The sequence below is a fragment of the Desulfovibrio sp. 86 genome (assembly GCF_902702915.1).
Classification (GTDB): Bacteria; Desulfobacterota; Desulfovibrionia; order Desulfovibrionales; family Desulfovibrionaceae; genus Desulfovibrio.
This window is the reverse complement of sequence record NZ_LR738849.1, coordinates 2602880-2615000: the sequence shown is the minus strand read 5'-3', so window position 1 is coordinate 2615000 and position 12121 is coordinate 2602880. Positions and strand designations below refer to the sequence as shown.

Annotated in this window: 11 protein-coding genes and 1 other RNA gene (1 of these 12 only partly in view); 4 read left to right on the top strand and 8 right to left on the bottom strand. The window is 58.1% G+C overall.

Annotated elements, in window-relative coordinates; translation table 11 throughout:
- The 8 genes from rny to DESU86_RS10660 form a co-directional block, all read right to left on the bottom strand.
- Positions 1-714 carry the 5' portion of a ribonuclease Y gene (gene rny, locus DESU86_RS10695; RefSeq protein ID WP_179981031.1) on the bottom strand. Its footprint begins 846 nt before the window's first position, so 714 of the gene's 1560 nt are visible here — the first part of the coding sequence; its start codon is at positions 712-714; its stop codon lies off the left edge, out of view.
- 334 nt (positions 715-1048) lie between these two features.
- Positions 1049-1232, bottom strand: a non-coding RNA gene (ssrS, locus tag DESU86_RS10690) — 6S RNA.
- A 10-nt stretch (positions 1233-1242) separates the two neighbouring features.
- On the bottom strand, positions 1243-1515 hold the full coding sequence (locus tag DESU86_RS10685) for a cell division protein ZapA (RefSeq protein WP_179981030.1): 273 nt from the start codon (positions 1513-1515) through the stop codon (positions 1243-1245).
- 6 nt (positions 1516-1521) lie between these two features.
- Positions 1522-1767, bottom strand: coding sequence for a cell division protein ZapB (gene zapB, locus DESU86_RS10680; RefSeq protein WP_179981029.1), 246 nt, complete (start codon positions 1765-1767; stop codon positions 1522-1524).
- Between the two features lie 320 nt (positions 1768-2087).
- Positions 2088-3443 carry a bifunctional UDP-N-acetylglucosamine diphosphorylase/glucosamine-1-phosphate N-acetyltransferase GlmU gene (glmU, locus tag DESU86_RS10675; protein ID WP_179981028.1) on the bottom strand — a complete coding sequence of 452 codons (1356 nt, stop codon included), beginning with the start codon at positions 3441-3443 and terminating at the stop codon, positions 2088-2090.
- Between the two features lie 92 nt (positions 3444-3535).
- Positions 3536-4657 (bottom strand): glycosyltransferase family 2 protein, encoded by a 1122-nt coding sequence (locus tag DESU86_RS10670; protein ID WP_179981027.1) that lies wholly within the window; start codon positions 4655-4657, stop codon positions 3536-3538.
- A gap of 356 nt (positions 4658-5013) precedes the next feature.
- A complete protein-coding gene (locus DESU86_RS10665) occupies positions 5014-5424 on the bottom strand; it encodes an OsmC family protein (protein ID WP_179981026.1) in 411 nt (136 codons plus the stop codon).
- A gap of 228 nt (positions 5425-5652) precedes the next feature.
- The gene (locus DESU86_RS10660) at positions 5653-6234 is read right to left on the bottom strand and encodes a manganese efflux pump MntP (RefSeq protein ID WP_179981025.1); all 582 of its coding nucleotides are present in this window, start codon (positions 6232-6234) and stop codon (positions 5653-5655) included.
- A 257-nt stretch (positions 6235-6491) separates the two neighbouring features.
- Between DESU86_RS10660 and DESU86_RS10655 the strand changes: the two genes are divergently transcribed.
- From DESU86_RS10655 to mgtA, 4 genes are all read left to right on the top strand, one after another.
- The gene (locus DESU86_RS10655; RefSeq protein ID WP_179981024.1) at positions 6492-7565 is read left to right on the top strand and encodes a hypothetical protein; all 1074 of its coding nucleotides are present in this window, start codon (positions 6492-6494) and stop codon (positions 7563-7565) included.
- A gap of 59 nt (positions 7566-7624) precedes the next feature.
- Positions 7625-8164, top strand: a complete 540-nt coding sequence (locus DESU86_RS10650) for a protoporphyrinogen oxidase (protein WP_179981023.1) — start codon at positions 7625-7627, stop codon at positions 8162-8164.
- 434 nt (positions 8165-8598) lie between these two features.
- Positions 8599-8742 carry a hypothetical protein gene (locus tag DESU86_RS10645; protein ID WP_179981022.1) on the top strand — a complete coding sequence of 48 codons (144 nt, stop codon included), beginning with the start codon at positions 8599-8601 and terminating at the stop codon, positions 8740-8742.
- A gap of 329 nt (positions 8743-9071) precedes the next feature.
- Positions 9072-11774, top strand: coding sequence for a magnesium-translocating P-type ATPase (mgtA, locus tag DESU86_RS10640; RefSeq protein ID WP_232088336.1), 2703 nt, complete (start codon positions 9072-9074; stop codon positions 11772-11774).
- Positions 11775-12121 lie beyond the last annotated feature (347 nt).

The window sequence follows — 12121 nt, the reverse complement described above, 5'->3', positions numbered from 1 at the left end:
GGCAGCCTCAAGCGCGCGGATGTTGCGCCCTTCACGGCCGATGATGCGTCCCTTCATGTCTTCGCTGGGCAGGGTGACGGCGGTGACTGTCTGCTCGTTCACGTAGTCGCCAGCGTAGCGCTGAATGACGTTACAGAGAATTTCTTTGGCTTTGCGGTCTGCGGTTTCGCGGGCTTCCATCTCAATCTGACGGATCATCTTTGCAGATTCGTGCCGCGTCTTGGCTTCCACTTCCATGAAAAGCTGGGCCTTCGCTTCTTCAACGGTAAAGCCCGATATCTGCGCCAGGCGTTGTTCCTGCTCCTCTATGCGGGTTTGCAGAAACATCTCGGATTCGGACAATTGCCGCTCTTTGCGGGCCAGATCCTTTTCGGAGGCGAGCAGCTCGTGCTCTTTGGCGGTGGCTTTTTCCAGTTTTTCTTCAAGGCGGCCGCTCATTTCTTCCAGCTTGCGCTCGCGGGTTTTGACTTCGCGTTCCCGCTCCTTGAACTCGTTTTCAAGTTCGCGTTTCTGGTTGAAGAGATCGTCCTGCCCCTGGAGCAGAATTTCTTTTTTCTGTGCCTGAGCCTCTTTACGGGCTTCGGCCACAATACGCTTGGCCAGGTCATCGGCGTCGCCGATGCGTTTTGTGGTAGACCGCTTATACACCACCACGCCCAGTGCCGCCCCCAGCAGCACAGACGCAAGCAGCGCCACGATGAACAATGGGTCCATGAATCCAGCCTCTCTTTTATCAATACGGGACCAGTCCTAGAGCATTTGACGCTTGAAATGCTCGTGTACGGCAGGCAAAGCCTGCCTACGCGCATTTCGTGGCAAGGATTTTCAAAAAATCCTTGCAGAGCAGTTAACGCATTGCATGCGCAAACTGCTCTAGAACCAGCCCGGCGAACACCGGCAGCCAATACTGGCCGCCGTAGCAATTGAGCCCAAAGGGCTGCTGTAACCTTGGCTGGACGCCGTAAACACGGCAATAAGGATGGCGTTGCAAGAAGAAGTGACGGCCCCATAGCGGAAGCTGGAATTCCAAACTACTGCTGAAAGCGGCTTTTTCCCCAGAGAGCCGTGTCATGCTTGCGGTACAGAACCTGGATAACCAGGTCGGGAACCAGTATGTCCCCTTCAGGCGTCCCGGTCGTGGCCGGGCTTGCACACTGAGGACAGTGACGACTCCCTTTAATATACTTGTCAGGTTAGCACCGAGGCATAGATCACGCGCTCCCCAGGGAAACGCCCAGAGGTCTAATCAGACCCCTCTATCTTCGAAAGCATGGCCTCTACGCGCTCGCGCGCGTCCGCCTGCTCTTTCTGCGATTGCAACAAATCATCCGCCAGCCCAAGGGCCATAAAGGTCAGCAGAATATCCTTGGTCTGCCCTCCGTGGAACCTCAGCTTCTGGTCAGCAAACCGTTCTTCAACAAGCCTCACGGCCTCATGAACACGGTCCATATCTGCACCAGGCTTAAAAGCGATGCTTAAGCCTAGAACGGTTAGGTTGATAGCGTCCTGATTCACAAAAACCTACTCTACGCTGTCGTGCTCCTGAATGTTGCGCAGTACGGCGTCAATGCGCTTCAGCGCCTGAGCCCGCAACTGTTCTTCATTCTCCAGAGCCTCGCGCAGCCTGTGGTTTTCTTCTTCCAGAGCGGTCTTTTCCGCCCCCATAGCGGCAGACTCGGCGCTGATGCGCACATTCTCCGCCTTGAGGCGGTCAAGCCTGGCTAAAAGAGCCGCAACTTGTGTTTCAAGCTGTCCCAGAAGTTCCATGGTTCATAGATAGCATCGTGCCAGAGCCTTGGCAAGAATGGATGCAGTAAATTCGAAAAAAACCCGCGCCACGCACGGCTTGGCGGCCCAAATTCCCGCTTGTGCGCCATGGCAGCGGATTTGCGGCATTTTCGTGACAAACGGTTTTGGCTCCTAACAAGAAAAACGGGAACTGAAGAACCCACACCGCGTCGCGCCTTGCCCTTTTCTTCTGTTGTCACGCTCTGCGTTGCCGCACCTGTATTGCCATACCCTGCGTTGCCCGCGCCCTGCGCAAATCAGCGGCGCGTGCCCCGTACAGGCGCCCCCCAGGATCCGCGTCAGTTTTTCCGGCGCGGCAGATTTTTCTGCTTTTCCCTGGCGATGCCCAGTTCTCCAGCAGGCACGTCTATGGTGATGACCGACCCCGCCCCCACAAGCGCGTCGTCGCCCACGCTCACCGGGGCCACCAGGGCTGTGTTGCTGCCAATGAAGGCTCGCTGGCCTATCTTGGTGACATGCTTGTTTTTGCCGTCATAATTGCAGGTGATGGTGCCAGCGCCGATATTGCTGCCCGCTCCCACATCCGCGTCGCCGAGATAGCTCAGGTGGTTGGCTTTGGCCCCCCGGCCCAGGCGCGTCTTTTTCAGCTCGACAAAATTGCCCACATGCGACTGGGACTCAAGCACCGCGCCGGGGCGCAGCCGTGCGTAGGGCCCCACAAGGGCATCGTCACCCACATGGGCGCCTTCAAGGTGCGAAAAGGAACGTATCTGCGCCCCGTTGCTGACGACGCTGTCGCGGATCACGCAGTGCGAGGCCACGGAAGCGCCGCGCAGGATGCGCGAATGCCCGTAAATTTCACAAGGACCAGTAAGCTCCACGCCGGGTTCCACCTCGGCCAGGAGACCCACGCGCACGCTGGCGGCCGCGTGAATGATGACGCCCGAGGCAAGCAGATCGCGTACCCTTCGCTCGCGCAGGGTTTCTTCCATCCGCTCCAGTTCCAGGGGCGAGTTCACCCCCATGAGGCCGTCGTCGCGTCCGCAGCGCACGCCGAGAACATTGTATTTTTCCGCCACAGCCAGGCCGACGAGGTCGGTGATATAGTATTCGCCGCTCTTGTTGGCTTTGCCGATACGGGGCAGCAGGCTTTCCACCGCGTTCAGCGCGCAGTAGTACATGCCCGCGTTGACTTCATTGGTTGGCGGCCCGTAGAGCGACGGATCGTAATCCTTGGCCTCCACAATGGCGCGCACATCTTCGCCCTGCCGCACCACGCGGCCATAAGCGCCGGGGTTGTCCAGTTCAATGGTGGCAAAGGCCAGGTCAGCGCCCACGGCTTCGGCCAGAAACTGGCGCACGAGCGATTCCGAGAGCAGGGGCGCGTCGCCGTTGACCACCAGCAGGTGGGTGCAGCCCGCCGCGACCAGCGTGGGCAGAGCCTGTATGAGAGCATGCCCGGTGCCGAGCTGCTGTTTCTGAAGAACAAAGGATGCGTCCGGAAAGGCGGCTTGCACCATTTCGGCCTTGTGTCCTGTCACAATCCAGACATCTTCGGCAAATACGGGGCGCAAGGCCGCGAGCACACTGGCCAGCATGGGTTCGCCCAGCATGGTCTGCAAAACCTTGGGCTTGTCGGAATGCATGCGGGTGCCCTTGCCTGCCGCCAGAATGAGGGCCGCGTTTTTTGGCATTACTGTCTCCTTATCTCCACGTAAAACGAAAAACTTCACGCAGGGCAATAGCCTCTTGCGTCAAAAACGGCAAGGCAAATGCACGAAGGGTCTCAACTGCCGGATGCAGCAAAGCGCTGTAAAATGCCTGGAATTCCAGAAACCTGAAGATGCTGCGACATGGCAGAAATCTGACTGTCGAGTTCCGCCGCGCTGCACTCCGCAAAATAAGGATAGCGGTCTACAAGCAATTTTAGAGCGTTAATCGCATCAGGAGTCAGATCATCGGCCATAAGTCCGGCGGTTTTGATGGCTTGGGCCGGGTAATATCGCTGTATACAGCGCAGATCCGCGTTGCTGCCTTTTGAACTCGCATACAGACGCTCCGCTTCCTGAAGCGCCCGAACAAACATGTCTTGCATTTTAAGAGCAAACGCTTTGCAGAATGTAACCTGGTTTGCCAGATTGAGGCAGCCGCTGGCCAGGGCCAGCCATCCGCCCAGCTTTTCCTGCGAATCCGTCAGGTTCGAGGAATCAAGCATATTGGCCACAAGGCTTCGAAGGGACACCTCATGCAGAAGCATGTGTTCCCTGTTGGTGGTGGTGCTTGTTTGATGTCTGCGGTAGATAACCAATCCTTCAGCAGCCAGACCAGCGCGACATCCCGTACTGAAACAGCGCAGCCAATATTCATAATCCTCACAGCCTGTAAGCGACACGTTGAACAGACCGGCCTGCCGTATGACCTTTTCACGCAGCATGAATGAGTGAATAGGCGCAACATTGGCGCAACATATATGGATATTCCAATACCCGCGCATGAGCGGCCACAAACAGTTGGCCCCGTCGCTGCCTTGCGTGTGGTAATCAAAGCAGCGACACAGTGACATGTCCAGATGGGGATGCTTTGCAAACATATCCAGGTGGGTGGATAGAACTTCTTCCATCAGCACATCGTCGGCATCCAGAAAAACGACAAAGTCACCACGTGCTTTTTGTATGCCGGTATTGCGCGCTGTCGACACCCCGCTCTTTTGCTGCCGGACGTAAACGATGTCCCGCTGCATCTGACGGGCCACGTCCTGCGTATTGTCCGTGGAGCCATCGTCCACCACGATGATTTCCACATCCAGGTTGTCCGCCCTCTGGCGCAGGACGCTATGTACGGCTTCTGGCAAAAACTGCGCGTAATTGTACGTAGGAATAATGACGGAAACCAGCGGAGGAGATGCCATGGCGTGTCCTGTGTGGCGGATGGAGGGAATGTGTGCGCCAGCGGCTGCCCGAACAGCACCGCCACTGGCGCACATGACGGACAAGAAGGTCCAATGCCGTGCTGCCGCGTCTATACCATTTCCGCATTGAGAATATCCATTCTCGCGGTAGCCGTTAGGCGACGAAGAAGCCCTGCGGCTGGCGACAGCACCGCTAGTGAACTTGCTCTAGAGCAGATTAACTTTGAAATGCTTCACATTTCAAAGTGTTCATTCAGCCGAAAAATGCGATTTGCGGCTGGATCCACGCCACGTTGTGGCGCGCTGTACTTTCGTACAGCGTTAGAGCAGTTGCACTTTTTCAAAGGTAAAATGCTCTAATCCTGCCAGATAAAGGTAAAGACCTGCTCCACGTCCGGGTGCAGGGTCAGATGCACGGGGCAGGACGCGGTGCAGCGCTCCATGATGGTTTTTTCCTTGGCGGAATAGGAGCGCGGCGGCATTTTGAACACAACCTCAATCTTGCCGATGCGGCGCGGGTCGGCACTCATGGTCTTGGTGATCTCCACTTCCGTGCCGGTCACGTCCACCCCGTGGGTTTTGCCGTACATGCCTATAATGGTCATGGCGCAGGTTCCGAGGGCCGTGGCGCAAAGGTCTGTGGGCGAAAAGGCTTCACCCTTGCCCTGGTTGTCGCTGGGGGCATCGGTAAAAATCTTGGCTCTACTCTGGTTATGCACGCATTCCATACGCAGGTCGCCAAGGTATCTGGCGCTGATAGTAGCCATGAGAACTCCTTTTTCCGCACGGCCTGATGGCCGACATGCGCGCCCGTAAGCGCGGCGGACAGGTTTGGTTGAGGTTATGGAAACGCTGATTTATCTCGTTTGGCGGCCTTGCTTCACTTTTTTTGAAACAGTCGAGGACGAAAGGGTCCACTCCTGCTTGAAAAAAGATCGCGCCTGACCAAAGGAAATACCTGCGCGTTTCCAGAAGGCTCTTTAATCCGCGTTTCCTTAAAAAACCTGATGCTCTCGCAGAATGTTGCAGGCAATGGCAAGCAGCGTCAAGCCTCCCGCCAGTTCCGCCCACCCATTGAACGCGCAGAGATTGGCCAGCGTTTTGCCAATACGCACCCCGCCAGCCGTGATACACGCGCAAATAATCCCTATGAGCGCGGCTTCGCCCCAGATGGGCGTTCCAAGAATGGCCAGCGACAGCCCTACCGCCAGGGCGTCAATGCTGGTGGCGACGCTCAGCACCAAAAGATTGCTGCCCGCTGTGGGGTCCACGGCGGGACAGGCGCAGGATTCCCTGTGCCTGAGCGCCCGCAGCCCTGACAGGGTCATCTTGCCGCCTATCCAGGCCAGCAGGACAAAAGCTATCCAGTGGTCCCAGGCTTCCATGTACTCGCGTACGGACACTCCGAGGTACCAGCCGATGACGGGCATGGCGAACTGAAAAAAGCCAAAGGCGGCTGAGAGGCGCACATAATGGCGCGGGCTTGGCTTTTGCAGGGCGCAGCCCGAGACTACGGCAACGGCAAAAGCATCCATGGACAGGGCAACGGCAAGCAGAAATACGGCGAAAAAGGTCATGGATCGCGTCTCGTTCGTGGCAGGCCACGTATCTGGGTTATGGTTTGTCGGGTCCAGGACTATAGATCAAGCCCTGCCAACGGACAAGCGTACCTGTGCTCTGGTACAAAATCAGAATGACTGAAGTGTCACAGCGCCGATAAAATTCCGCGAAACCTTGCCCGACAACCACTCATTGCGTGACGGCCCCACATTTTTTCGCGCCGCCAGCCTTGTGGGCATCTTGCTACGGCGGGCGTCACGGGCTACAAGACGGCATGCAAAACATACCTGAAGGGCTTTTTTACTGGCAATGGGCCTCCAATATACTGAACCTTGGCATGAGCGCCGCTGCGGCCTTGCCGATCATCATGGTCCTTACCCTGCTGGCCGGAAGACGCGGCAATGCCCGCCTCTGCATTTTGGGAACACAAAGCCTCACACGGCTGGCCCTTGGGCTCGGCCTGCTGGGTCCGCTGCTGACCGCTGCGGATCTCGCTGCCACGCTCATTAGCCTCGGCGGCTCGGCCAGCCTCCTGAACAGTCTTTCCCTGTGGGACGACGCGGTGCTGCCCTACACCACCACGGTGCTGGCCTGGATTGGCGGCCTGTGCTGCCTGTGGATTGCGGCCTATCTGGACGGGCGCTCTCCCCTTGCCGCAGGGCTGCCTGACGCTGGCGATCCCGATAAAGACGGATCTGCCGCGAAAAACGGCGCGGGCACTGCCTCCAAAGGCCGGTCAGCCCGCAAGGCGCGCCGCGCTCCGGCCCCTGTGGAAGGTTCCGGCTCGAGCGATCAACTGGCGGGCCAAGCCATGCGCGGCAGGCTGTGCCTGTACCTGATGGCCGCCATCTGCTTTTTTGGCGCGCAGGTTCTGCCCAACTGGTCTTTTTCCGGGCCGCCGCAGGGCATGGAATGGGGACGCATGGTTTCTGCCGTGCTTGGCACGGCCACGCACAACTACTTCACCTGCTTTGCCCCTGCGGGCGCTTTCGCCTTGCTGGCCCTGTCTTTTTCCCACCGCAAGGGCGCGCCATTTCCCGCCATTGCCGACCTTGAAAAGGCCGCCCGCTGGTGCTCACTGTGGGCCATGATAGGATACATACCCCGCTGCATTGACAGATGGGGCATGTTCATCGGACTGTCGTTCAGCGGCCAGAGCCTGCCCGACTGGCTCATGCCGCAAATTGTCGGCCTCGTGCCCATGACGCTGGCTGTGGCCTGCTGGGCCATACTGTTTACCGTGCGCTCCCGCCTGCGGTTGCTGTGGCTCAACTGGCTGGCCCTGGCGCTGCTGGTTGTGCGCCAGAGCCTGCCCTTCATCCTATACCTGCTGCGAAGCGCGTCCTGATCCAGGCATCCAGCGCGGCCAGAACGCGCCGCTCAATTGCAGCATACAGTGAGGTTCGCATGCGCATCCCCGGTTTTTCCCCCCTTCTTCTGGCCTGCGTGCTGGTTTTGGGTTTCGGCGTCCTTGCCGCGCACGCGGCTTCCGAGACGCCGGCGGCCGCAACCAGGGACTTTGCCCGCTTCAGCGCCAAACTGCCCGCGGGATGGGATGGCGAAGAGCGCACCGGCTTTCGTTCCGGTAACGATGACGAATGCATGCTGGTGCTCGGCCTCAAGGACCCGGCGGGCGACAACTACAGGGCGCTGGTGAGCGTTTTTGTTCTGCCCAACGAAAAAAAGGCCGCAAGCCAAAGCATAGCCGAAGACCTGCGCCAGTTTCAGGCCGAGACTACAGAACCGCAACAGGACGGCCACTTCTGGTCATTCAGCGGCGAGCCGCGCAGCCAGGCATTCCAGTCTTCTGCCCTGACCAGGGTTCACGCCACGGCTGACATGGTGCTTATCGCCATTATTCAGGACCCGGAAAACCTGGGGGCCCTGGCCGTCTTCGACAGCCTGAAAGGACTGACGCCGCAAACCCGCGACCTGCTCGGCCAGTAAACGCCCAAAGGCCGGAGGAGCCGCTCGCATGGCAGCAGGAGCGGCTCCTGCGCCGACCGCCTTCCAGACAACCCTCGTCCCACTGGAGCACGGCAGCTTTTACAGTGCTCTTATCATACTCTGGCGGTTTCGTGAGCGGACGCCCGCCGTAGTGAACGTCCACTCACGAAACCGCCAGAGCAATATCAAAGTGAAGTTGCTCTAAAGGGCAGGCAAAAAATTTCCTGTTCAAGCTTGACTCTTCAGGCAAAATTACCTAGAAGTTTTTTGTCTTACGGCCCTTTTAACCCTTAACCCCAAACCAAGACCCGTTATGGACAGTTTACCCAGTAGTATTCAACCCTGTGCGATCAGCTTGCCTGAAATAGCACGCTACGGCCTGTAACGGTTCCTTCCCGCTCGCCGCAGCCTGTTTCGGGCATCGGAGGCGAGCCATGAAATTCTCTCTCTTTCTTTGCATTATGCTGGGTGTGGCATTTTTCGCCATCAACCTCTTTCTGGTGCTGACCGCGTCACCCCGGAATTTGCGAGTGTTTTCTCCCGCGCCTGCGGCCTCTTGCGTCAATCCCGCAAGATAGCCACAGCCAACAGGCAGTTATGTAACGGCCTGTTCATTGGCGCAAACCGGTAGTGAAGCAACCCCGCCAAACGGAATAAATCAGCGTTTCCGTAACGCGCATGCCGCGCAAAACCGCCGCCCCAGAGGCGGCCCGCGAAAAAGGAGTTCCTGAGTCATGGACCATCCCCCTAGTAGCTTCGCAGCGAATGACCAAACAGTGTTCGCTGCGGACATGATGCGCTTCAACATTATTACCGCCGCATCGGCCGCAAGGCTGCATTTCCTCTCCTATACCGCATAGGCAGGACATGCTTCCGCCGCGCGTCCAAGCGGCAGGAGGCCATGCCAATGTTTTTTGATTTCCGCAAGGCGGCGCGCCCCGCGTCTGCCCACACCTCCCTTAAGGCCGCAGAGGCCGCACAGAAAAACCTTACCGAGCTTTTCGCCAGCCTTGATTCGTGCAGCGAAGGCCTTCAGGAATCCCAGGCAGTGGCCCGGCTTGAGACTGAAGGCCGCAACGACGTCGCGCGCGAACGTGTGCCCAACCCCTTGGTGCAGCTCGCCGGGGCTTTTAATAATCCCTTCATTTACGTGCTGCTTCTTATCAGCGCCGTCAGCTTTTACAGCGACTACTGGCTGCCCCTTGGCGCTGGCGAAGAAACCGACGGCACCAGCGCCGCCATTGTGCTGATCATGGTGCTGCTGAGCGGGTTCATGCGCTTCTGGCAGGAATACCGCTCAAACAAAGCCGCCGAAGCTTTGCAGGCCATGGTGCACACAACGGCCGCCGTTACCCGCCGCAATGAGGACGGACAGTCCGAAACCAGAGAAATTCCTCTGGCGGATCTGGTTCCCGGCGATCTTGTGCGGCTTTCCGCCGGGGACATGATCCCCGCTGATGTCCGCCTCGTCGAGTCGCGCGACCTTTTCGTCAGCCAGGCTGCCCTTACCGGGGAATCCCTGCCTGTGGAAAAATACGACACCCTTGCCGCAGTGGCGGAAAAATCCGCCGAAACCTCCGGGGAGGCCGCGCCCTCGGGCCGCGCCCTTGATGCGGGCAATATGTGCTTTATGGGAAGCAATGTGGTCATCGGCACCGCCACTGCCCTTGTGGTGGCCACCGGGGCCAACACCTATTTCGGTTCGCTGGCCAAAAGCATTGTGGGCACCCGCTCCCAGACGGCCTTTGACAGGGGCGTCAACAGCGTAAGCTGGCTGCTCATCCGCTTCATGCTCTGCATGGTGCCCATTGTCTTTTTTATCAACGGCTTCACCAAGGGTGACTGGAGCGACGCCTTCATGTTCTCCCTGGCCATTGCCGTGGGTCTCACGCCAGAAATGCTGCCGATGATTGTCAGCGCCAACCTGGCCAAGGGCGCCATGGCCATGTCGCGCAGCAAGGTGGTGGTCAAACGCCTCAATTCCATCCAGAACTTCGGGGCTATGGACATCCTGTGCACAGACAAAACCGGCACCCTGACCCAGGACAAGATCATTCTCGAACGGCATGTGAACACGTTGGGAAACAGGGACGATGACGTACTGCGCCTTGCCTGGATCAACAGCTACCACCAGAGCGGCATAAAAAACCTTATGGACAAGGCCATTGTCCATTTTGGCGAGACTCATCCCGAAAACGGCCTGCCCCGGCATGTGCACAAGGTGGATGAACTTCCCTTCGACTTTGTGCGCCGCCGCCTCTCGGTCATCGTGTCCGACACTTCCGGCGAGCACCTTCTGGTATGCAAGGGCGCTGTGGAAGAAATGCTCTCCATCGCGTCGGGAGTCTACGTGCACGGGCAGGTCGTGCCTATGGACGCCCAGTGGCGGCAAAAGCTCATCGATCTGTCCGAGGCATACAACCGTGACGGCTTCCGGGTGCTGGCCCTGGGCGCAAAGGCCATCAAGGGCGACGACATCCGCCAGCAGTACACCACAGAAGCGGAAAAAGACCTGATCATCAGGGGGTTTCTCACCTTTCTTGATCCGCCCAAAGACAGTGCCGAATCCGCCATTGCCGCCCTGCGCGAACACGGCGTGAGCGTCAAGGTGCTCACGGGCGACACGCCGGTCATCACGGCCAAGATATGCCGTGAAGTCGGCCTGGAACCGGGAACCGTGCTCATTGGCGACGATCTGGACGCCATGAACGAACGGGAACTGCTTGCGGCCGCTCGCCAGCACGACGTGTTCGCAAGGCTCACCCCCCTGCAGAAGTCGCGCATCATCAAAACGCTGCAACAGGCCGGGCACACGGTGGGCTTTCTTGGCGACGGCATAAATGACGCCCCAGGCCTGCGGGACGCGGATGTGGGCATTTCTGTGGATTCCGCCGCGGACATCGCCAAGGAATCCGCGGATATCATCCTGCTGGAAAAAAGCCTGATGGTGCTGGAAGAAGGGGTTGTCAAAGGCAGGGAAACCTTTGGCAACATCATGAAATATCTTAACATGACTGCGAGCTCCAACTTCGGCAACGTCTTTTCGGTGCTGGTGGCCAGCGCGTTCATCCCCTTTTTGCCCATGCTGCCCATCCAGCTGCTGCTGCAGAATCTCATGTACGACTTCTCGCAGCTTTCACTGCCCTGGGACAGGGTGGACAAGGAGTTTCTGCAAAAACCCCGCAAATGGGACGCAAAGAACATCGGCCGCTTCATGGTCTGGATAGGCCCCACCTCATCCATCTTCGACATAACCACCTATGCGCTCATGTGGTTTGTCTTTGGCGCAACCAGCACGGAGATGCAGTCGCTCTTCCAGTCCGGCTGGTTTGTTGAGGGCCTTCTTTCCCAGACCCTCGTGGTGCACATGCTGCGCACAAGAAAAATTCCCTTTGTGCAAAGCACTGCCGCCCTTCCGGTCTTGCTGCTCACAGGAACCATCATGGCGCTCGGCATATACATGCCTTTTTCCGGGCTTGGCGCACTGGTGGGGCTTGAGCCCCTGCCGTGGAACTACTTCCCCTGGCTGGCGGGCACCCTGCTGTGCTACTGCGTCGTGGCGCAGGCCATGAAGGTGGTGTACATCCGCAAGTTCGGCCGCTGGTTCTAGGGAAACGCTGAGTTATTTCGTTTGGCGGCGTTGCTCCATTTTTTTGATACAGTCGAGGACGGAAGAGTCCACTCCTGCTTCAAAAAAAGGTCGCGCCTTGCCAAACAAAATAACTGCGCGTTTCCAGGAGGCTCTTTAATCAGTGCTTCCGTAGCAATAGGGGAGCATGGTTTTATCGTATGGTAGTGTAGAACTGAAAAGCCCGGCAATTCCTGTGCGGAATTGCCGGGTCAGAACTGTAAAGGGGCCGCAATGCGGCCCCTTACGCGTTTCACTTCAGTACATGTACGTGTTTACCAACACCACACAGCCTCTATGGGCAGCCTCGGCCCATATGCTGCCCCCAT